We start from the raw sequence: 20,728 nt of genomic DNA, 5'->3' as shown, positions 1-20,728 counted from the left end.
CAGACGTTTCCTTGCCATGACAGGCGGTTGCGCATGGTAGCACCGGCCATCCGCAAGCCTCAACAATCTGCCCGCAACGCCTTGCGCCGCGCTATGCTCGCGCCATCTCTCTCTAACGGAAGTTCGGTTCATGGCAGGAAGCAGCTTGTTGGTGTTGATCGACGATATCGCGGCGGTACTCGATGACGTCGCGCTGATGACAAAAATGGCCGCCAAGAAGACATCGGGCGTGCTGGGCGATGACCTTGCACTGAACGCCCAGCAGGTCTCCGGCGTGCGGGCCGAGCGGGAAATTCCCGTGGTGTGGGCGGTGGCCAAGGGCTCGTTTATCAACAAGTTGATCCTGGTGCCGACGGCCCTGTTGATCAGCGCCTTTGCTCCGTGGGCGGTGATACCACTGTTGATGCTTGGCGGTGCCTATCTGTGTTTCGAGGGCTTCGAAAAACTCGCGCACAAATTCCTGCACAGCAAGGCTGAAGATCAAGCCGAACACGCGCAGTTGGCTGAAGCGGTGGCCGATCCGGCAACCGATCTGGTGGCGTTCGAGAAAGACAAGATCAAGGGTGCCATCCGCACCGACTTCATTCTGTCCGCCGAAATCATTGCCATCACCCTCGGCATTGTCGCCGACGCGCAGCTCACACAGCAGGTGATTGTGCTGTCGGGTATCGCCATTGTCATGACCATCGGCGTATATGGATTGGTGGCTGGTATTGTCAAGCTCGACGACCTGGGGCTGTGGCTGACGCAGAAGCCGGGCCAGGTGGCACGCAGTATTGGCGGCGCGATTCTGAGTGCGGCGCCGTACATGATGAAGAGCTTGTCGGTGATCGGCACGGCGGCGATGTTTATGGTCGGTGGTGGCATTCTCACCCATGGCGTGCCCGTGGTGCACCACTGGATCGAGACGGTGAGCCAAAGCACAGGGGCGCTGGCGTGGCTGATGCCGACGTTGCTGAATGCGGTGGCGGGGATTATTGCCGGTGGGGTGGTTCTGGTATTGCTCACCTTAGTGACCAAGCTCTGGGTTGTTTTAAAATCCAAACCATAACGTGCCCATGCTTTCTCAAAACAAGCAGTGCCAGGCGGCGCTGCTTGTTTTTCAGCTAACAGCGCTTCACTTAATGAAAGACATCGTAACCGTGATCGGCAAAATTCAGTAGAAGCCTTGCCTCGGAACCCTCGGTCGTCAGATGCTCAGTGGTCAGCCTGTTATAGTACAAGCGAGGCAAGGCGCTGCTCATCCCGTTAATCATTTGGTCGCCCACTGTCGAATTGTTTCCTCCTAGGCTATCGATATATTCAAGCACTCGCTCCGCATTCGCGGCGATATCAGCGCGCTCACTGTCGCTGAGGCTGGGATCGTTCCAATTGCCTCCAACCTTATCGTAGAAATCGTCGATCCTGTGTTCTTCAAGCCGCGCTGCATAGGGATTCGTGAATGGATCCAGGTGAGCGGACGTCGGCATTTTATCGGCGGGCAATGGTGTAAGCAGATTGTCGAACAAGGGGTTTTTGGTGATTTCGTCTACGGTCCGATAATCGCCAGCTGCCCGGCCGGTGTTTTCGGTTGGGGCTTGCAGCTTCGGCATACCAAACTGTTGTGCAATGGCGTCTATCGAGCCAGCCGCCAAATTCAAGGTGTTCGGAATGAACATGATGTGTCCTTTTGAAGAAGTTTAATCAGGAATACCTCGGCGGCCTTGGGTGAGCCGCCGGGTCAGTACCTGTGTGTAAACTTTCATTCAAGAGGTTCCACTGTTTTCGCCGTCTGGCGGTGATCAATGGCTCAAAGTGTGACGATAGATGGCGTTTACAGGATTGAGGCCAAGGCCATTGCGATGACCTTGGCTTTGGTCAATGACGTTTACTCGGCAATCTGCAATTTGCGCGATTCCGTATAGATATACCGCACCTTCTCATACTCGAACGGCGAGTTCATCTGGCCGTAGCGGAAGCTGGTCTGGTAGCGCTTGTCCACGGCGCGCAGGGCCCAGACTTCCGGATGGTTGGAGCTGACTTCGGATACGTTGAGGAAGTTGATCTGCGATTCGGCGCTGTAGTCCACCAGCAAGCCGGTGGTGTCACGCAGGTTCGACGGGCCAAAGATCGGCAACACCACATAGGCGCCGCCCGGTACGCCGTAGAAGCCCAGAGTCTGGCCGAAGTCTTCGCTCTGGCGCGGCAGGCCCATGGCGGTAGCCGGGTCCCACAGGCCGGCGATGCCAATGGTGGTATTGACCAGCAGGCGCCCGGTGGTTTCCAGCGAGCGGTGGCCCTTGAGCTGCAACAAGCTGTTCATCAGGTTGGGCACATCGCCCAGATTGTTGAAGAAGTTGCTCACGCCGGTGCGCAGGAAGCTCGGCGTGACGTAGCGGTAACCGTTTACTACCGGCAGGAATACCCACTGGTCGAAGCGATAGTTGAAGTGGTACACGCGGCGGTTCCACGACTCCAGTGGGTCGTAGACGTTAAGCGCGGTGAGCGTGGAGCGTTCGAACTCACGCTGGTCCAAGCCTGGGTTGAACTTGAGCTTGGTCAGCGGCTCCTTGAAGCCGTCGGCATCGACCTTGACGGGTTCTTGGGCCTTGCTGTTGTCGGCATTGGCCACGCCTGCGCACATCAGTGCGGCGAGCAGCAGAAGATATTTAGCCACGGAAGAACTCCAGCATGGCGTCGGCGTTGACGCGGTAATTGAGGTTGCCGCAATGGCCGCCCAGCGGGTAGACGGTCAAGCGATCGCCGAAGGTTTTACGCAGGAAGCCCAGGTCGCCAGGGCCGAGGATTACATCGTCGGCGTTATGCATCACGGCAATTTTCGGGCTGTCGCGCAGGTAGTCCTTGAGGGCGTACAGGCTGACCTGATCGATCAGTTGCAGCAGGCTGCCGCCATCGGAACGAGCGCGCCACATCGGGATCACTTGTTCGGTGAGGTAGCAGTCGAAGTCACACTGCAGGGCACGCTTGAGGAACGGCGTGAGGCTGGTGCCTTCGGTGATCGGGTATTTGGGTGGAATGATCAGGCCACGGCGGTTGATCAAGTCCGAAGTGAACGCAATGTCAGCGGCCGAGAAGCGGAACGAGGTGCCGATCAGCATGGCCATCTGTTCATTGCTCAGGTGCTGCTTGGACTGCTGGAAGTCATAGAGCAAGGCATCGTTGAGGTCGATGTAGCCTTTCTGCTGGAAGTAACGCGTCAGTTTGCTCAGCACCAACTCATAGAAGGTGGTGCTGTTGTTGATGCCCTTGACCTCGGTCTGTACCAGCTTGTCGAGGTTGGTGATCGAGGTGTAGAGGTTGACCGGCGGGTTGAGCAGCAGCACTTTCTTGAAGTTGAAGCTACGGCGGGTCTCATCCAGCTTGCTGACAAACGCCGCATCCAGGGCGCCCAGGCTGTAACCGGTGAGGTAGAAATCAGTCACTGGCAACGAGGCGTTCTGCGCGCGTACGGCTTGCATCACGCGGTACATGTCTTCGGCGTCTTCCTGGGTGATGCCCGGGGTGGCGAAGCGCGAAGCGGCGCTGATGAAATCGAAGCTGGTTGGCGAGGAGAGCTGCACCACATGGTAGCCGGCCTGGTAATACAGCTTTTTCAGGTATTCATTGATGCTGCTATCAAAGCGTGCACCGGTGCCGGCGATCAGGAAGATCAAAGGCGCAGCACGGTCCTGCTTGGCAATGCGGTAAGTGAGTTTCTTCACCGCCCAGAAATTGTCCGGCAGGCTGAACTCGCGCTCGGGGCGCATCGTCAGGGTGTAGTCGGACTGGTTGATCTCGTCATCTGTCGGCAGGGTTGGCCGCAGATCGGGAGGCGTGGTGGCGATGGTTGCTTCGAACGGGTTGGTCAAAGGGTAGCCATAGCTGGCTTGGTCGATATCGACGGCCAGTGCTGACGCACTCAAAAATAGGCTGCCCAGCAAGGCAGCACAGCGCAAGGAACGGAGCATGACTTAATCCCTAAGAGGAACGGGCTGAATGAAGTTCGCAGGCTATGACCACCGCCTTGTCACCGAAGTGCCAGCACTCGGCACGAAAAGTCGGAAAAAACGTCGGAATCGGGGTAATAGTAGCGAGACGATACACTTTGCCATGCTTTGTTGAACAGATATCTGTGCGAACACCTTGCTAACGGCCGCCGTGGGATTAAGCTGGGCGCCGTTTTTGCCTATCGGAGTGCCCCATGTCCCGTCGTTTGCCGTTGATTCTGCTGCTTATTGCCTTGCCGTTATGGCTGGCCGCCAGTTATGCCGCACGCTACGGCTTCATGGAGGATGGGCAGTGGGTTGGCATCTGTGCTGATGAGGCCAGTCGCTGGGAATGCCAGGTGCGTTCGAACCTGGGTTTGATGATCCATTTCAAGCTGCTGGGGGGGGCGGCGTTGATCACCTCGGTGCTGGGCTTTTTTGTACCGGGGCGTGCGGGATGGGCGTTGGCGGTGGTGGGCTTGGTGTTCGGGTTGCCGGCGCTGGCGTTGTACAACACGACGTTTGCGGTGTTTGCGGTGGTGATTGCGGGGTTGCGGTTGGTCAGGAAGCCGCGCGGCGCCTGATGTGGCCTCAGCGCAGGCAAGCCAGCTCCCACATTTGACCGTGCTCACAGATAGAAATGTGTGAACCCAATCAACTGTAGGAGCTGGCTTGCCTGCGATAGCGGTGTTACGCCTTGCGCACTCGCAAGCAACGCCACAAAGCCGCAACCATCAGCACGCTGACCACTGCCCAACCCCAGGCCTGCTGGTTCAACAGCCCTTCACGGTACAACTGCGGCGCAACGCCGGCACCGATGATAAAGGCCAGCAACGCAATCTCCCGACGTGGTCCGGTCACCGGGCGTACCAGGTACACCAGGGCCGGCAACACCAGCGCCGCGCTTGGGAAGCTGCGATAGCGCGGGTCAAACACCAGCGCCAGCATCATCACCGCACCGGCAAACCCGGCGATTGCCATCAGCCAGCCCGCGCGTTGCTCCAGCCAGCTGAACCCGCGCTCACGCCAGCCTTCCCGTGCGCTGAGGGCGAGTGCGGCGTGGGCCAGCACCAGCAAGTTCAACATCACCAGCAAGCCTGCCCATACCCATTCATCGCTGAAGCGCGCGGTAACGCGGGTCAGTTCGGCCCAACTGCCGATGGAGCACGCTGCGACGGCCCCTAGCAACGGCAGTATTAATGCAGAGCGAGTGCTGCGAACGCGGCCGCCGAGCACCAGGGTGCCAAGCAGGATGAGCCCGCCGACGCCCAGCCACAGCCGCCAGTAGGGCACATTGGTCACCGGGCCGGCGAGGATACCTTTGTCCTGACGGTCTGCATCGAACAGCCCCCAGTAACCACCCACAGCCCCTTCACTCGCACGTTTCCATGGCTGGTCAAAGGCTTCGATCAGGTTGTAGCGCCAGCCATTGGCTTCGGCCATGGCCACGAAGCCGCGCATGAACCTGGCCTCATTGACCCGGCTGGGCACGGCGGTTTCGCGCTGTCGGCCTTCGCTGGGCCAGCCGGTTTCGCCGATCACGATGTCCTTGGGCGCGAATTTATGGCCGAAGGTCTGGCGCACATCGCCCACGTGCTTGAGCGCCTGGTCGATGCCGGACGGCTCATCTTCCCAATACGGCAACAGGTGAATGGTCAGGAAGTCCACCGCCGGCTCGATTTCCGGGTGTTGCAACCAGAACTCCCAGACATCGGCATAGGTGACGGGCTGCTTGATCTGGCTTTTAACCTGATGGATCAGCGCCACCAGTTGCTTGGCAGTAACTTCCTTGCGCAGCAGGGCTTCGTTGCCGACGATCACCGAGGTCACTACATCCGGGCTGGCGTTGGCCGCCGCGATCAACTCGTTGATCTCTTTTTCGGTCGCCACAGGGTCGCTGCTGACCCAGGCCCCGGCCATCACTTTCAACCCATGCTTGCGCGCCATGTCCGGCAGGGCCTCCAGGCCGGTCATGGAATAGGTGCGAATGCATTCAAAGCGCGTAGCCAGTAGCGCCAGGTCGGCGTCCATGCGCTCGGGGCGCAGCGCGAACGGTTGATCGAATGGGGATTGGTCTTTGTCGAACGGTGTGTAGGACGCACATTGCAGCTTATGGCTGGCGCTGGCGACGTCTGGCAACACCACCGGCCGGCCGAGGCCGTACCAGTAGCCGACAAGGGCAAGCACGCCGAGGATCAAGGCGAAGAAATAGGGCAGGGCAGGGAAGCGGGCAGTCGCGGGCATGGTCGGCTTATCTGGGGGAGCAAAGGCGCGCATCTTACCCGGATTTGCCGCAGCCCAGTGCGGCTGCATAATTTTGACATGCAAACTTCGGGCGGGATTCTGGCGATAACGCCTACAAAGCATCCTGCTGGCGATGTGATGTCGTTTCCTGCTCAACCAAGGTCGCTGACAGAGCAGGGCAAATGCCTACGCAGGTTGAAGATAAAACTGTCAGTACTCCACTGATGCCTCAGCAACCGGATCGATGCGCGTGAAGGGGGCGCGGTGCACCCTATAACAACAGTTTGACGTCGCTCGGCATCCGTCGGGCGCAGCACTTTCGGGGAAGTACTATGAAGATGCGACGACTCTTGGGCGCAGCTGCCACTCTGGTAGTTGCGATGGGCTCCACACTGGCCAGTGCCGACAGCAAGACCCTGAGCATCGGCTACGTGGACGGCTGGTCCGACAGCGTGGCCACTACTCATGTGGCGGCAGAGGTGATCAAGCAAAAGCTCGGCTACGACGTAAAACTGCAAGCGGTTGCCACCGGGATCATGTGGCAGGGCGTCGCCACCGGCAAACTCGATGCCATGCTTTCCGCCTGGCTACCTGTAACCCACGGTGAATACTGGACCAAGAACAAGGACAAGGTGGTCGACTACGGCCCCAACTTCAAGGACGCCAAGATCGGCCTGATCGTGCCGGAGTACGTCAAGGCCAAGTCCATCGAAGACCTCAAGACCGATACCACCTTCAAGAACAAGATCGTCGGCATCGACGCCGGTTCAGGCGTAATGCTCAAGACCGACGAAGCCATCAAGCAATATGGCCTGGACTACAAACTGCAAGCCAGCTCGGGTGCGGCGATGATTGCCGAACTGACCCGCGCCGAAGACAAGCAGGAGTCGATTGCGGTCACCGGTTGGGTACCGCACTGGATGTTCGCCAAGTGGAAACTGCGTTTCCTGGACGACCCAAAAGGGATTTATGGTGCTGCTGAAACCGTCAACAGCATCGGCAGCAAGGGCCTGGAGAAGAAAGCGCCGGAAGTCGCAGCCTTCCTGAAGAAATTCCAGTGGGCCTCCAAGGATGAAATCGGTGAAGTCATGCTGGCGATTCAAGAAGGCGCCAAGCCGGACGCCGCGGCCAAGGACTGGGTAGCCAAGCACCCCGAGCGCGTTGCCGAATGGACCGCTAAATAAAAGCCACCGATGCAACCCTGTGGGAGGGGGCTTGCTCCCGAAAGCGGTGTGCCAGTCACAGATTTTTGACTGGCACACCGCTTTCGGGAGCAAGCCCCCTCCCACATTCGTTTTGCACTGACTCAAATCTTCCTGCGCCCCAGCAATCCCTCGCTACACTCGATCTACTACTAAGGTCGTCTGGAACCCATTGCGCAGCCGCATACAGTGGATACGTTCCAAAATAATAAAAAGCTGTGCTGCGAGGATAAAAACAATGAACGACAGCATTTACCTCTCGATTCAAAACAGCCCGCGTTTCAAGGAGCTGGTCAGGAAAAGGGAAAGGTTCGCCTGGATTCTCTCGGCGATCATGCTAGGGCTTTACTCCGCTTTCATCCTGTTGATTGCCTACGGGCCACAAGTGCTGGGGGCCAAGATCAGCCCCGGTTCCTCGATTACCTGGGGCATTCCTCTGGGCGTCGGGCTGATTGTGTCGGCCTTCATTCTCACCGGCATCTACGTGCGTCGGGCCAACGGCGAATTTGACGACCTGAACAATGCGATTCTCAAGGAGGCTGCGCAATGATCCGGCGTCTATTGGCTCTATTCGGTGCTTCGCTGTTGGCTCCGGCCGTTTGGGCGGCGGACGCATTGACCGGTGAAGTGCACAAGCAACCGCTGAACATCTCGGCCATTGTGATGTTCGTCGCGTTTGTCGGCGCCACCCTGTGCATCACTTATTGGGCGTCCAAGCGCAACAAGTCAGCGGCGGACTACTATGCGGCGGGCGGCAAGATCACCGGTTTCCAGAACGGTCTGGCGATTGCCGGTGACTACATGTCGGCGGCGTCCTTCCTGGGGATTTCCGCGCTGGTGTTCACCTCCGGCTACGACGGCTTGATCTACTCGATCGGCTTCCTTGTGGGCTGGCCGATCATTCTGTTCCTGATCGCCGAGCGCTTGCGTAACCTGGGCAAATACACCTTTGCCGACGTGGCGTCCTATCGCCTGGGGCAAACCCAGATCCGCAGCCTGTCGGCGTGTGGCTCGCTGGTGGTGGTGGCGTTCTACCTGATCGCGCAGATGGTTGGCGCGGGCAAGCTGATCCAGCTGCTGTTTGGCCTTGATTACCATGTGGCGGTGATCCTGGTGGGTATCCTGATGTGCCTGTACGTGCTGTTCGGCGGCATGTTGGCGACCACCTGGGTGCAGATCATCAAGGCGGTACTGTTGCTGTCCGGTGCCTCGTTCATGGCGCTGATGGTGATGAAGCACGTCAACTTCGACTTCAACATGCTGTTCTCCGAGGCGATCAAGGTTCACCCCAAAGGTGAAGGGATCATGAGCCCCGGCGGCCTGGTGAAGGACCCGATCTCGGCATTCTCCCTGGGCCTGGCACTGATGTTTGGTACTGCTGGCCTGCCGCACATCCTGATGCGCTTCTTCACGGTAAGCGACGCCAAGGAAGCGCGTAAGAGCGTGCTGTACGCAACCGGCTTCATCGGCTACTTCTATATCCTGACCTTCATCATCGGTTTCGGCGCGATCCTTTTGGTCAGCACCAACCCGGCGTTCAAGGATGCAGCGGGCGCCTTGCTCGGCGGTAACAACATGGCGGCGGTGCACCTGGCCAATGCGGTGGGTGGCAGTATCTTCCTGGGCTTCATCTCGGCCGTGGCGTTTGCCACCATCCTGGCGGTGGTTGCCGGCTTGACCCTGGCGGGTGCTTCGGCGGTGTCCCATGACCTGTATGCCAGTGTGATCAAGAAAGGCAAAGCCAACGAGAAAGATGAGATTCGCGTGTCGAAGATCACCACCGTAGCCTTGGGTGTATTGGCCATCGGCCTGGGTATCCTGTTCGAAAGCCAGAACATTGCGTTCATGGTCGGGCTGGCGTTCTCTATCGCTGCCAGCTGTAACTTCCCGGTGCTGCTGCTTTCCATGTACTGGAAAAACCTCACCACCCGTGGTGCCATGATTGGCGGTTGGCTGGGCTTGATCAGCGCCGTAGGCCTGATGATCCTCGGTCCGACCATCTGGGTGTCGATCCTGCACCATGAAAAGGCGATCTTCCCGTACGAGTACCCGGCGCTGTTCTCGATGATCATTGCGTTCGTCGGCATCTGGTTCTTCTCCATCACCGACAAGTCGGCGGCGGCAGAGAAAGAGCGTGCGCTGTACTTCCCACAGTTTGTGCGTTCGCAGACTGGCCTGGGGGCGAGTGGGGCGGTTAATCACTAAGCCGTCAGTTGCATAAGAGATACCCCGGTCGCAAGGCCGGGGTATTTTTTTGCCTGGGCTGGCCTTATCGCGGGCGAGCCCGGCTCCCACACTGGGCCGTGTCCTTTTGTTGGAATGCGGTCCAATGTGGGAGCTGGCTTGCCTGCGATGACGGTCGATCAGGCCACACCAACAAAAACGGCCTCCACTAAGGGAGGCCGTTCTCAATGCAGCTAAGCAGTTGAATGCTTACTTGCGATCTTCCAGCTTGGTGATGTCACGCGACTCGTAGCCGGTGTACAGCTGGCGCGGGCGGCCAATCTTGTACGGGCTGGAGAGCATTTCTTTCCAGTGGGAGATCCAGCCCACGGTCCGCGCCAGGGCGAAGATCACGGTGAACATGCTGGTTGGAATGCCGATCGCCTTGAGGATGATCCCCGAGTAGAAGTCGACGTTCGGGTACAGCGAGCGTTCGATGAAGTACGGGTCGGTCAGGGCGATCTCTTCCAGGCGCATGGCCAGTTCGAGTTGCGGATCGTTCTTGATGCCCAGTTCCTTCAACACTTCGTCGCAGGTCTGCTTCATGACAGTAGCGCGCGGGTCGCGGTTCTTGTAGACCCGGTGACCGAAGCCCATCAACTTGAACGGATCGTTCTTGTCCTTGGCCTTGGCGATGAAGGTGTCGATGTTGGACACATCGCCGATTTCATCGAGCATGGTCAATACGGCTTCGTTCGCACCGCCGTGGGCAGGGCCCCACAGTGCGGCGATACCGGCGGCAATACAGGCGAACGGGTTGGCACCCGAAGAGCCCGCCAGGCGCACGGTAGAGGTGGAAGCGTTCTGCTCGTGGTCGGCGTGGAGGATGAAGATCCGGTCCATGGCCTTGGCGAGCACCGGGCTGATCGGTTTGATCTCGCACGGGGTGTTGAACATCATGTGCAGGAAGTTTTCCGCGTACGTCAGGTCGTTGCGCGGGTACATCATGGGTTGGCCCATGGAGTACTTGTAAACCATTGCGGCCAGGGTAGGCATCTTGGCAACCAGGCGGATCGCGGAAATTTCGCGATGCTGCGGGTTATTGATGTCCAGGGAGTCGTGATAGAAGGCCGACAGGGCGCCTACTACACCGCACATGACGGCCATCGGGTGGGCGTCGCGACGGAAGCCGTTGAAGAAGGTCTTCAACTGCTCGTGAACCATGGTGTGGTTCTTCACGGTGCTGACGAACTGGGCTTTCTGCTCGGCTGTTGGCAATTCGCCATTTAGCAGCAGGTAGCAGGTTTCCAGGTAGTCCGACTTTTCAGCCAGTTGCTCGATCGGGTAGCCGCGATGAAGCAGAATGCCATTATCACCATCGATATAGGTGATCTTCGACTCGCAGGAAGCGGTCGACATGAAGCCTGGGTCGAAAGTAAAACGGCCCGTGGCCGTCAGGCCCCGTACGTCGATAACATCGGGACCAACGGTGCCGGTTAAAATGGGCAGCTCGACGGGGGCTGCGCCCTCGATGATCAACTGCGCTTTTTTGTCAGCCATGTGGCCTCCTATTTATGCTTCAAATCATCAGACAGACCCCCCACGCAGGGCCCGCACCACTATATTGATATAAATCCAGATGTCAATTTGCCTAAAGTCTTGCGCCAGAAGGCTTTAACCGTACTTTTTCGTCGAAATTGACTGCCATTTACGCCTTTTATCCCGCCAGCGCAATCAGCTATTAGGGTGAGGTGTGCGCGTTGTCATTAGTAACCTAACTGTCTATACTCGGCCACCGACCGCCAAGGGCTTTTGGGCTTGCTTTCATTGGGGGTCGCACTCCCTGGGTGGTGCTTACCTGACCAGTCGCACTCCCCAACAACTTTGCCCTGATTGTTAGGGGCTCTTCAGTGTGAAAAAAAGCCGTGAATAGCCAACGACCTGTAAACCTAGACCTAAGGACCATCAAACTCCCCATCACCGGCGTTACGTCGTTCCTGCACCGTGTTTCCGGCATCATCCTGTTCCTGGGCTTGGGCATCATGCTTTATGCATTGAGCAAATCCCTGGGTTCCGAGGAAGGATACGCCGAGGTGAAGGCATGCTTGACCAGCCCGCTGGCCAAGTTCGTAGCATGGGGCCTCCTGTCCTCTCTTCTGTATCACCTGGTAGCCGGTGTGCGCCACTTGATCATGGACATGGGCATCGGTGAGACGCTGGAAGGCGGCCGCCTGGGCTCGAAAATCATCGTCGCCATTTCCGTGGTGCTGATCGTTCTGGCAGGAGTTTGGATATGGTAACCAGCGTAACGAATCTGTCGCGTTCGGGCCTCTATGACTGGATGGCACAGCGTGTGTCTGCGGTCGTTCTCGCGGCTTATTTCATTTTCCTGATCGGATACCTCGTCGCAAACCCGGGCATCGGCTATGAGCAATGGCACGGCCTGTTTTCCCACAATGCGATGCGAATCTTCAGTCTGCTGGCCCTTGTAGCCCTGGGCGCTCACGCCTGGGTTGGCATGTGGACCATCGCGACTGACTACCTGACGCCGATGGCGCTGGGCAAGTCCGCGACTGCAGTACGTTTCCTCTTCCAGGCAGTATGCGGCGTCGCGATGTTCGCTTACTTCGTCTGGGGTGTGCAGATTCTTTGGGGTATCTGATTCATGGCTAACATTCCAACTATTTCATTCGACGCCATCATTATTGGTGGCGGCGGTGCTGGCATGCGCGCTGCGCTGCAGCTGGCCCAGGGCGGCCACAAGACGGCCGTGATCACCAAGGTGTTCCCGACGCGTTCCCACACCGTATCGGCCCAGGGTGGCATCACCTGCGCCATCGCCTCCGCCGACCCTAACGATGACTGGCGCTGGCACATGTACGATACCGTCAAGGGTTCCGACTATATCGGTGACCAGGACGCTATCGAATACATGTGTCAGGAAGGCCCGGCCGCGGTGTTCGAGCTGGACCACATGGGTCTGCCGTTCTCCCGTACCGAGCAAGGCCGTATCTACCAGCGTCCATTCGGTGGCCAGTCCAAGGATTACGGTAAAGGCGGCCAGGCTGCCCGTACCTGCGCTGCGTCCGACCGTACCGGTCACGCGCTGCTGCATACCCTTTACCAAGGCAACCTGAAAGCCGGTACCACGTTCCTGAACGAGTACTACGCGGTTGATCTGGTGAAGAACGGCAAGGGCGAGTTCGTCGGTGTGATCGCCATCTGCATCGAAACCGGTGAAACCACCTACATCCGCGCCAAGGCGACTGTGTTGGCGACCGGTGGTGCAGGTCGTATCTACGCTTCTACCACCAATGCCCTGATCAACACCGGTGACGGCGTCGGCATGGCCCTGCGTGCTGGCGTACCGGTACAAGACATCGAAATGTGGCAGTTCCACCCGACCGGCATCGCCGGCGCCGGTGTACTGGTGACCGAAGGTTGCCGTGGTGAAGGTGGTTACCTGATCAACAAGCACGGCGAGCGTTTCATGGAGCGTTATGCTCCGAACGCCAAAGACTTGGCTGGCCGTGACGTTGTGGCTCGTTCGATGGTTAAAGAGATCATCGCCGGTAACGGCTGTGGCCCGAATGGCGACCACGTACTGCTCAAGCTCGATCACCTGGGCGAAGAAGTGCTGCACAGCCGCCTGCCTGGTATCTGCGAGCTGTCCAAGACCTTCGCCCACGTTGACCCGGTAGTTGCTCCGGTTCCGGTGGTTCCAACTTGCCACTATATGATGGGCGGCGTGCCGACCAACATTCATGGTCAGGCAATCACCCAGAACGCCGACGGCCAGGACGAGATCATCCATGGTCTGTTCGCAGTAGGTGAAGTGGCTTGCGTATCGGTTCACGGTGCCAACCGCCTGGGCGGCAACTCGCTGCTCGACCTGGTGGTATTCGGCCGTGCGGCCGGCCTGCACCTTGAGAAGGCGCTGACTGACGGCATCGAATACGATGACGCCACCGACGCCAACATCGAAGCGGCCCTGGCGCGTCTGAACGCTCTGAACGAGCGCACAGATGGCGAAGACGTAGCAACCCTGCGTCGCGAACTGCAAAACTGCATGCAGAACTACTTCGGTGTGTTCCGTACCGGCGAATACATGCAGAAGGGTATTGCCCAGCTGGCTGACCTGCGCAAGCGCATCGCCAACGTCAAGATCAACGATAAGAGCCAGGCGTTCAACACCGCTCGTATCGAAGCCCTTGAGCTGCAAAACCTGCTGGAAGTGGCTGAAGCGACGGCGATCGCCGCCGAGGTTCGTAAAGAATCCCGTGGTGCTCACGCTCGTGAAGACTTTGAAGATCGCGACGACGAAAACTGGTTGTGCCACACCCTGTACTTCCCGGGTGACAAGCGCGTAACCAAGCGTGCCGTGAACTTCTCGCCGAAGACGGTGCCGACGTTTGAACCGAAGATTCGGACTTACTAAGGGTGGCTGCCATGTTGAAAGTCAGTGTTTATCGCTACAACCCTGATCAGGACGCTGCGCCGTTCATGCAGGAGTTCCAGGTCGATACCGGTGGTAAAGACCTGATGGTGCTGGATGTACTGGCACTGATCAAAGAGCAGGACGAGGGTTTCTCCTATCGTCGCTCTTGCCGTGAAGGTGTGTGCGGTTCCGACGGCATGAACATCAACGGCAAAAACGGCTTGGCGTGCATCACGCCGCTGTCCGCCGTGGTCAAAGGCAACAAGCTGATCGTTCGTCCACTGCCAGGTTTGCCGGTTATCCGTGACCTGGTCGTCGATATGAGCATCTTCTACAAGCAATACGAGAAAGTTAAGCCGTTCCTGCAGAACGACACGCCGGCTCCGGCCATCGAGCGTCTGCAGTCCCCGGAAGAACGTGAAAAGCTCGATGGCCTGTACGAGTGCATCCTGTGCGCTTGCTGCTCGACATCCTGCCCGTCCTTCTGGTGGAACCCGGACAAGTTCCTGGGTCCAGCTGCGCTGCTGCAAGCCTACCGCTTCCTGGCAGACAGCCGTGATACCAAGACGTCCGAGCGTCTGGCTTCGCTGGATGACCCCTTCAGCGTATTCCGCTGCCGCGGGATCATGAACTGCGTCAACGTATGTCCTAAAGGCCTGAACCCGACTAAGGCCATTGGTCACATCCGTAACATGCTGCTGCAGAGCGGCGTGTAACTGACGTTGTAGTAAAAGCAGGACCGTTGTGCCCGTAAATGCTGCGGCGCAGGCTTCAACCGGCGCCGTAGTTTTAACTTGAGCAGCGACTTACAAAGCCGCGGCTCTTATTTTGAAGAAATGAGACAAGCAGGGGCATTCGGGTTGGTACCCGAACTATCAGCGTGATCCTAAGTGGCTTGTTTTGGTCGCTGCACTTGGCCTTTTGCAAGCAAACTCGGTGTTTTCGCCGGTGGTGTCCCCAAATCGAGGGTGACCAAGCATGCAAGAAAGCGTGATGCAGCGCATGTGGAACAGCGGCTATCTTTCAGGTGGTAACGCTGCCTATGTGGAAGAGCTTTATGAGCTCTACCTGCACGACCCTAACGCTGTGCCAGAAGAATGGCGCACCAAATTTCAGACGTTGTCTTCAGACGGCAACGCTGCCACCGATGTATCGCACGCAACAATTCGCGATCAGTTCGTGCTGCTGGCAAAGAACCAGCGCCGCGCCCAACCGGTTTCCGCCGGCAGCGTGAGCAGTGAGCATGAGAAGAAGCAAGTTGAAGTACTGCGACTGATCCAGGCCTACCGTATGCGTGGCCACCAGGCAGCCCAGCTTGACCCGCTGGGGCTGTGGCAGCGTCCTGCACCTGCAGACCTGTCGATCAATCATTACGGCTTGACCAATGCCGATCTTGATACGACCTTCCGTGCCGGCGACCTGTTCATCGGCAAAGAGGAAGCGAGCCTACGCGAAATTCACGAAGCGTTGCAGCAGACATATTGCCGCACCATCGGCGCTGAATTTACGCACATCACCGATTCCGAGCAGCGCCAGTGGTTCCAGCACCGCCTGGAAGGCGTGCGTGGCCGTCCGGTATTGTCCGCCGATGTGCGCGGCCACCTGCTGGAGCGCGTGACCGCGGCCGAAGGCCTCGAGAAATACCTGGGCACCAAATACCCAGGCACCAAACGTTTCGGCCTGGAAGGCGGCGAAAGCCTGATTCCGATGCTCGACGAACTGATCCAGCGTTCCGGTTCCTATGGCACCAAGGAAATCGTGATCGGCATGGCTCACCGTGGTCGCCTGAACGTGTTGGTCAACACCTTCGGCAAGAACCCGCGTGAGCTGTTCGACGAGTTCGAAGGCAAGAAGAAGGTCGAGCTGGGTTCCGGTGACGTTAAATACCACCAGGGCTTCTCGTCCAACGTGATGACCACCGGCGGTGAAGTTCACCTGGCCATGGCATTCAACCCCTCCCACCTGGAAATCGTTTCGCCAGTGGTCGAGGGTTCGGTACGTGCTCGCCAGGATCGTCGTAACGATTCCACCGGTGAGAAGGTTCTGCCGATTTCCATCCACGGTGACGCGGCATTCGCCGGTCAAGGCGTGGTCCTGGAAACGTTCCAGATGTCGCAGACTCGCGGCTTCAAGACCGGTGGTACCGTTCACATCGTCATCAACAACCAGGTGGGCTTCACCATCAGCAACCCGTTGGACGCGCGTTCCACCGAGTACGCCACCGACGTTGCCAAGATGATCCAGGCGCCGATCCTCCATGTGAATGGCGATGATCCGGAAGCCGTGCTGTTCGTCACCCAGCTGGCTGTCGACTACCGCATGCAGTTCAAGCGTGACGTGGTCATCGACCTGGTTTGCTACCGCCGTCGCGGTCACAACGAAGCGGACGAGCCAAGCGGCACCCAGCCGTTGATGTACCAGCAGATCACCAAGCAGCGCACCACCCGTGAGCTGTACGCCGAAAGCCTGACCAAGGCCGGCGTGGTTGACGATGCGCGTGTTCAGGCGAAAGTCGACGAATACCGCAACGCGCTGGACAACGGCCTGCATGTAGTGAAAAGCCTGGTCAAGGAGCCGAACAAAGAGCTGTTCGTTGACTGGCGCCCATACCTGGGTCACACCTGGACTGCACGTCACGATACCTCGTTCGATTTGAAGACGTTGCAGGAACTGTCCGCCAAGCTGCTGGAAATTCCCGAAGGCTTCGTCGTACAGCGCCAGGTTGCGAAGATCTACGAAGACCGTCAGAAGATGCAAGCCGGTGGCCTGCCGATCAACTGGGGTTACGCCGAAACCATGGCGTACGCGACCCTGGCGTTCGAAGGTCACCCGATCCGCATGACCGGCCAGGACATCGGCCGCGGTACGTTCTCGCACCGTCATGCTGTATTGCACAACCAGAAAGACGCGGGCACCTACATCCCGTTGCAGAACCTGTACGAAGGCCAGCCACGTTTCGACCTGTACGATTCGTTCCTGTCCGAAGAAGCCGTACTGGCGTTCGAATACGGTTACTCGACCACCACGCCGAACGCGCTGGTGATCTGGGAAGCCCAGTTCGGCGACTTCGCCAACGGTGCCCAGGTGGTTATCGACCAGTTCATCACCAGCGGCGAGCACAAGTGGGGCCGTCTGTGCGGTCTGACCATGCTGCTGCCACACGGTTATGAAGGTCAGGGCCCTGAGCACTCCTCGGCCCGTCTGGAGCGTTACCTGCAATTGTGCGCCGAGCACAACATTCAGGTGTGCGTGCCGACGACCCCGGCGCAGATCTACCACTTGCTGCGTCGCCAGGTGATCCGTCCGCTGCGCAAGCCGCTGGTGGTACTGACGCCGAAGTCGCTGTTGCGTCACAAGCTGGCCGTTTCGACCCTGGAAGATCTGGCCCAAGGTTCGTTCCAGACCGTGATTCCAGAGATCGATACGCTGGACGCCGCCAAGGTCACTCGTCTGATCCTGTGCAGCGGCAAGGTCTACTACGATCTGTTGGAAAAACGCCGTGCCGAAGGCCGCGAAGACATCGCCATCGTGCGTATCGAGCAGCTTTATCCGTTCCCGGAAGATGACCTCATGGAGATCATCGCGCCTTACACCAACCTCACGAACGTAGTGTGGTGTCAGGAAGAACCGATGAACCAGGGCGCCTGGTACAGCAGCCAGCATCATCTGCGTCGCAGCATCGGCAACCACAACAAGGCTTTGGTCCTTGAGTACGCCGGTCGTGATGCTTCTGCTGCACCTGCCTGTGGTTACGCGTCGATGCACGCCGAGCAGCAGGAAAAACTGCTGCAAGATGCTTTCACTGTTTAACGCCTTCGCGCTGACTGAAACCGAATTTTAAGGACCTACAGATAATGGCTATCGAAATCAAAGCCCCGTCATTCCCGGAATCGGTTGCCGATGGCACCGTTGCCACCTGGCACAAGAAACCAGGCGAGGCCGTCAAGCGTGACGACCTGATCGTCGACATCGAGACCGACAAAGTCGTTCTGGAAGTGTTGGCCGAAGCTGACGGCGTGCTGGGCGCAATCGTTGCTGAAGAGGGCGCTACTGTTCTGTCGAACCAGGTACTGGGCTCGATCGAAGAGGGCAGCGCTGCTGCCGCTGCTCCTGCTCCTGCCGCTGCTGCACCGGCTGCTTCTGCGCCTGCCGCACCGGCTGCGGGTGGCGAAGATCCAATCGCTGCACCGGCTGCGCGTCAACTGGCTGAGGAAAACGGCATCAACCTGGCTTCCATCAAGGGCACCGGCAAAGATGGCCGTGTGACCAAGGAAGACGTGGTTGCCGCAGTTGAAGCCAAGAAGAACGCTCCGGCTGCCGCACCTGCCAAGGCTGCAGCGCCTGCTGCCGCTGCGCCTGTGTTTGCCGCTGGCGACCGCACCGAGAAGCGCGTACCGATGACTCGTGTACGTGCCACCGTGGCCAAGCGCCTGGTTGAAGCTCAGTCGAACATGGCGATGCTGACCACCTTCAACGAAGTCGACATGACCGAAGTCATGGCCCTGCGTTCGAAGTACAAGGACCTGTTCGAGAAGTCCCACAACGGCGTGCGCCTGGGCTTCATGTCGTTCTTCGTGAAAGCGGCCACCGAAGCGCTGAAGCGCTTCCCGGCAGTCAACGCTTCGATCGACGGCGGCGACATCGTTTACCACGGCTACTCGGATATCGGCGTTGCCGTCTCCAGCGACCGCGGCCTGGTGGTTCCAGTCCTGCGTAACGCCGAGCTGATGAGCCTGGCCGAAATCGAAGGCGGCATCGCTGGCTTCGGCAAGAAAGCCCGTGACGGCAAGCTGACCATCGACGAGATGACCGGCGGTACCTTCACCATCACCAACGGTGGTACCTTCGGTTCGATGATGTCGACGCCGATCGTCAACCCACCGCAGGCCGCGATCCTGGGCATGCACAACATCATCCAGCGTCCGATGGCCATCAACGGCCAAGTCGTGATCCGCCCAATGATGTACCTGGCACTGTCTTACGATCACCGCCTGATCGACGGTAAAGAAGCCGTGACGTTCCTGGTGACCATCAAGAACCTGCTGGAAGACCCGGCTCGCCTGCTCCTGGACATCTGATAGAAGCAGTTGCACGTTGCGAGCTACAAGCTGTAGGAAAAAGCAGCTTGGCTTGCAACGTGTGACTAGAAGCTTGTCGCAAATAGAGGATCTATTTTCATGACACAGAAATTTGACGTTGTAGTGATTGGTGCAGGCCCTGGCGGCTATGTTGCCGCCATCAAGGCTGCGCAACTGGGCCTGTCCACTGCTTGCATCGAAAAATACACCGACAAGGAAGGCAAACTGGCGCTGGGCGGTACTTGCCTGAACGTGGGTTGCATTCCGTCCAAGGCGCTGCTGGACAGCTCCTGGAAATTCCACGAAGCCCAAGACGGCTTTGCGATCCACGGCATCAACCATGCTGGCGTGACCATGGACGTACCCGCAATGGTCGGCCGTAAAGCCAACATCGTCAAAGGCCTGACTTCCGGCGTTGCCACCTTGTTCAAGGCCAACGGCGTGACTTCCATTCAAGGCCACGGCAAACTGCTGGCCGGCAAGAAAGTTGAAGTCACCAAGCCAGACGGTTCGGTTGAAGTCATCGAAGCCGAAAACGTGATCCTGGCACCCGGCTCGCGTCCAATCGACATTCCGCCTGCTCCTGTTGATAACAACGTGATCGTTGATTCGACCGGCGCCCTGGAATTCCAAGCTGTGCCTAAGCGTCTGGGCGTCATCGGCGCCGGCGTGATCGGTTTGGAACTGGGTTCGGTATGGTCCCGCCTGGGTGCTCAAGTCACCGTACTGGAAGCCCTGGATACATTCCTGCTGGCTGCCGACACCGCGGTGTCCAAGGAAGCGCTGAAAACCCTGACCAAACAAGGTCTGGACATCAAGCTTGGCGCCCGTGTTACCGGTTCCAAGGTCAACGGCGAAGAAGTCGTGGTGACCTACACCGATAAAGACGGCGAGCAGACCATCACTTTCGACAAGCTGATCGTCGCCGTGGGCCGCCGCCCAGTGACCAACGACTTGCTGGCTTCCGACAGCGGCGTGAACATCGACGAGCGTGGTTTCATCCACGTTGACGATCATTGCGCTACCACTGTGCCTGGCGTGTATGCCATTGGTGACGTGGTTCGTGGCATGATGCTGGCCCACAAGGCTTCCGAAGAAGGCATCATGGTGGTCGAGCGCATCAAGGGTCACAAGACCCAGATGAACTACGACCTGATCCCATCGGTTATCTACACCCACCCGGAAATTGCATGGGTCGGCAAGAACGAACAGCAGTTGAAAGCTGAAGGCGTTGAAGTTAACGTCGGCACCTTCCCGTTTGCCGCTTCTGGCCGTGCCATGGCAGCCAACGACACCGGTGGTTTTGTCAAAGTCATCGCTGATGCCAAGACTGACCGCGTATTGGGCGTCCACGTGATTGGCCCAAGCGCTGCAGAACTGGTTCAGCAAGGCGCGATCGGCATGGAATTCGGCACCAGTGCCGAGGACTTGGGCATGATGGTCTTCTCCCATCCGACCCTGTCCGAAGCGCTGCACGAAGCTGCGTTGGCAGTGAATGGCGGCGCCATCCACATTGCCAACAAGAAGAAGCGCTAAGCGAGATAATAAGAAACCACGGCGGAGTTGCCCGTCGTGAGCCTTGCGCGCAAGACTCACCGCGGAATATCCGCTGGACGCAGCCTTGCGCAGCTTTACGGG

The 20,728-nt window shown here is 58.5% G+C and carries 17 protein-coding genes; 12 read left to right on the top strand and 5 right to left on the bottom strand.

Annotated features, from left to right (window positions below; genetic code table 11):
* Nucleotides 1-130: 130 nt before the first annotated feature.
* Nucleotides 131-1,051 carry a DUF808 domain-containing protein gene (locus tag MHH62_RS07250; protein ID WP_014717722.1) on the top strand — a complete coding sequence of 307 codons (921 nt, stop codon included), beginning with the start codon at nucleotides 131-133 and terminating at the stop codon, nucleotides 1,049-1,051.
* A 70-nt stretch (nucleotides 1,052-1,121) separates the two neighbouring features.
* Here the strand turns inward: MHH62_RS07250 and MHH62_RS07245 are convergent, their stop codons facing one another.
* From MHH62_RS07245 to MHH62_RS07235, 3 genes are all read right to left on the bottom strand, one after another.
* Nucleotides 1,122-1,658: a hypothetical protein gene (locus MHH62_RS07245; protein ID WP_019820397.1), complete on the bottom strand. Its 537-nt coding sequence runs from the start codon at nucleotides 1,656-1,658 to the stop codon at nucleotides 1,122-1,124.
* Nucleotides 1,659-1,867: 209 nt separating this feature from the next.
* A complete protein-coding gene (locus MHH62_RS07240; protein WP_014717723.1) occupies nucleotides 1,868-2,656 on the bottom strand; it encodes a VacJ family lipoprotein in 789 nt (262 codons plus the stop codon).
* Nucleotides 2,649-3,947: a serine protein kinase PrkA gene (locus MHH62_RS07235; protein ID WP_003189995.1), complete on the bottom strand. Its 1,299-nt coding sequence runs from the start codon at nucleotides 3,945-3,947 to the stop codon at nucleotides 2,649-2,651. The genes MHH62_RS07240 and MHH62_RS07235 overlap by 8 nt, the downstream gene beginning before the upstream one ends.
* A 233-nt stretch (nucleotides 3,948-4,180) precedes the next feature.
* Here MHH62_RS07235 and MHH62_RS07230 point away from each other — a divergent pair, with 233 nt between their 5' ends.
* Nucleotides 4,181-4,549 (top strand): hypothetical protein, encoded by a 369-nt coding sequence (locus tag MHH62_RS07230; protein ID WP_339232746.1) that lies wholly within the window; start codon nucleotides 4,181-4,183, stop codon nucleotides 4,547-4,549.
* Between the two features lie 106 nt (nucleotides 4,550-4,655).
* Here MHH62_RS07230 and MHH62_RS07225 read toward each other — a convergent pair whose 3' ends face one another.
* Nucleotides 4,656-6,209: a glycosyl hydrolase family 17 protein gene (locus MHH62_RS07225; protein ID WP_339232745.1), complete on the bottom strand. Its 1,554-nt coding sequence runs from the start codon at nucleotides 6,207-6,209 to the stop codon at nucleotides 4,656-4,658.
* A gap of 332 nt (nucleotides 6,210-6,541) precedes the next feature.
* Here MHH62_RS07225 and MHH62_RS07220 point away from each other — a divergent pair, with 332 nt between their 5' ends.
* The 3 genes from MHH62_RS07220 (at nucleotide 6,542) to MHH62_RS07210 (ending at nucleotide 9,616) form a co-directional block, all read left to right on the top strand.
* Entirely contained in the window at nucleotides 6,542-7,393 is an 852-nt protein-coding gene (locus tag MHH62_RS07220; protein WP_003233255.1) for a glycine betaine ABC transporter substrate-binding protein, read from the top strand.
* Nucleotides 7,394-7,649: 256 nt separating this feature from the next.
* Nucleotides 7,650-7,961 carry a DUF485 domain-containing protein gene (locus MHH62_RS07215; RefSeq protein ID WP_003190001.1) on the top strand — a complete coding sequence of 104 codons (312 nt, stop codon included), beginning with the start codon at nucleotides 7,650-7,652 and terminating at the stop codon, nucleotides 7,959-7,961.
* On the top strand, nucleotides 7,958-9,616 hold the full coding sequence (locus MHH62_RS07210) for a cation acetate symporter (protein ID WP_339232743.1): 1,659 nt from the start codon (nucleotides 7,958-7,960) through the stop codon (nucleotides 9,614-9,616). The genes MHH62_RS07215 and MHH62_RS07210 overlap by 4 nt, the downstream gene beginning before the upstream one ends.
* A 228-nt stretch (nucleotides 9,617-9,844) precedes the next feature.
* Here MHH62_RS07210 and gltA read toward each other — a convergent pair whose 3' ends face one another.
* The gene (gltA, locus tag MHH62_RS07205) at nucleotides 9,845-11,134 is read right to left on the bottom strand and encodes a citrate synthase (protein ID WP_014717728.1); all 1,290 of its coding nucleotides are present in this window, start codon (nucleotides 11,132-11,134) and stop codon (nucleotides 9,845-9,847) included.
* 365 nt (nucleotides 11,135-11,499) lie between these two features.
* Between gltA and sdhC the strand changes: the two genes are divergently transcribed.
* The 7 genes from sdhC (at nucleotide 11,500) to lpdA (ending at nucleotide 20,626) form a co-directional block, all read left to right on the top strand.
* Nucleotides 11,500-11,874: a succinate dehydrogenase, cytochrome b556 subunit gene (sdhC, locus tag MHH62_RS07200; protein ID WP_014717729.1), complete on the top strand. Its 375-nt coding sequence runs from the start codon at nucleotides 11,500-11,502 to the stop codon at nucleotides 11,872-11,874.
* Nucleotides 11,868-12,236, top strand: a complete 369-nt coding sequence (sdhD, locus tag MHH62_RS07195; protein WP_003172805.1) for a succinate dehydrogenase, hydrophobic membrane anchor protein — start codon at nucleotides 11,868-11,870, stop codon at nucleotides 12,234-12,236. Before sdhC ends, sdhD begins: the two co-directional genes overlap by 7 nt.
* Nucleotides 12,237-12,239: 3 nt before the next feature.
* A complete protein-coding gene (gene sdhA / locus MHH62_RS07190) occupies nucleotides 12,240-14,012 on the top strand; it encodes a succinate dehydrogenase flavoprotein subunit (RefSeq protein ID WP_034135179.1) in 1,773 nt (590 codons plus the stop codon).
* Nucleotides 14,013-14,023: 11 nt separating this feature from the next.
* Nucleotides 14,024-14,728 (top strand): succinate dehydrogenase iron-sulfur subunit, encoded by a 705-nt coding sequence (locus MHH62_RS07185; protein WP_003172807.1) that lies wholly within the window; start codon nucleotides 14,024-14,026, stop codon nucleotides 14,726-14,728.
* Nucleotides 14,729-14,990: 262 nt separating this feature from the next.
* Nucleotides 14,991-17,822 carry a 2-oxoglutarate dehydrogenase E1 component gene (locus tag MHH62_RS07180; protein WP_014717731.1) on the top strand — a complete coding sequence of 944 codons (2,832 nt, stop codon included), beginning with the start codon at nucleotides 14,991-14,993 and terminating at the stop codon, nucleotides 17,820-17,822.
* 44 nt (nucleotides 17,823-17,866) lie between these two features.
* A complete protein-coding gene (gene odhB / locus MHH62_RS07175; RefSeq protein WP_014717732.1) occupies nucleotides 17,867-19,090 on the top strand; it encodes a 2-oxoglutarate dehydrogenase complex dihydrolipoyllysine-residue succinyltransferase in 1,224 nt (407 codons plus the stop codon).
* 99 nt (nucleotides 19,091-19,189) lie between these two features.
* Nucleotides 19,190-20,626 carry a dihydrolipoyl dehydrogenase gene (lpdA, locus tag MHH62_RS07170; protein WP_014717733.1) on the top strand — a complete coding sequence of 479 codons (1,437 nt, stop codon included), beginning with the start codon at nucleotides 19,190-19,192 and terminating at the stop codon, nucleotides 20,624-20,626.
* The last annotated feature ends 102 nt before the right edge of the window (nucleotides 20,627-20,728 follow it).

It is taken from the genome of Pseudomonas sp. FSL L8-0168, assembly GCF_037976155.1.
Classification (GTDB): Bacteria; Pseudomonadota; Gammaproteobacteria; order Pseudomonadales; family Pseudomonadaceae; genus Aquipseudomonas; species Aquipseudomonas paracarnis.
Note: the sequence above shows the minus strand (reverse complement) of the source record. Positions and strands in the feature narration are given on the sequence as shown.

Excerpts from the sequence above, each read along its gene's own strand:
- MHH62_RS07250 (WP_014717722.1), top strand. The coding sequence starts at position 131 with ATGGCAGGAAGCAGCTTGTTGGTGTTGATCGACGATATCGCGGCGGTA.
- MHH62_RS07245 (WP_019820397.1), bottom strand. The coding sequence starts at position 1,658 with ATGTTCATTCCGAACACCTTGAATTTGGCGGCTGGCTCGATAGACGCC.
- MHH62_RS07235 (WP_003189995.1), bottom strand. The coding sequence starts at position 3,947 with ATGCTCCGTTCCTTGCGCTGTGCTGCCTTGCTGGGCAGCCTATTTTTG.
- MHH62_RS07230 (WP_339232746.1), top strand. The coding sequence starts at position 4,181 with ATGTCCCGTCGTTTGCCGTTGATTCTGCTGCTTATTGCCTTGCCGTTA.
- MHH62_RS07225 (WP_339232745.1), bottom strand. The coding sequence starts at position 6,209 with ATGCCCGCGACTGCCCGCTTCCCTGCCCTGCCCTATTTCTTCGCCTTG.
- MHH62_RS07220 (WP_003233255.1), top strand. The coding sequence starts at position 6,542 with ATGAAGATGCGACGACTCTTGGGCGCAGCTGCCACTCTGGTAGTTGCG.
- MHH62_RS07215 (WP_003190001.1), top strand. The coding sequence starts at position 7,650 with ATGAACGACAGCATTTACCTCTCGATTCAAAACAGCCCGCGTTTCAAG.
- MHH62_RS07210 (WP_339232743.1), top strand. The coding sequence starts at position 7,958 with ATGATCCGGCGTCTATTGGCTCTATTCGGTGCTTCGCTGTTGGCTCCG.
- gltA (WP_014717728.1), bottom strand. The coding sequence starts at position 11,134 with ATGGCTGACAAAAAAGCGCAGTTGATCATCGAGGGCGCAGCCCCCGTC.
- sdhD (WP_003172805.1), top strand. The coding sequence starts at position 11,868 with ATGGTAACCAGCGTAACGAATCTGTCGCGTTCGGGCCTCTATGACTGG.
- sdhA (WP_034135179.1), top strand. The coding sequence starts at position 12,240 with ATGGCTAACATTCCAACTATTTCATTCGACGCCATCATTATTGGTGGC.
- MHH62_RS07185 (WP_003172807.1), top strand. The coding sequence starts at position 14,024 with ATGTTGAAAGTCAGTGTTTATCGCTACAACCCTGATCAGGACGCTGCG.
- MHH62_RS07180 (WP_014717731.1), top strand. The coding sequence starts at position 14,991 with ATGCAAGAAAGCGTGATGCAGCGCATGTGGAACAGCGGCTATCTTTCA.
- odhB (WP_014717732.1), top strand. The coding sequence starts at position 17,867 with ATGGCTATCGAAATCAAAGCCCCGTCATTCCCGGAATCGGTTGCCGAT.
- lpdA (WP_014717733.1), top strand. The coding sequence starts at position 19,190 with ATGACACAGAAATTTGACGTTGTAGTGATTGGTGCAGGCCCTGGCGGC.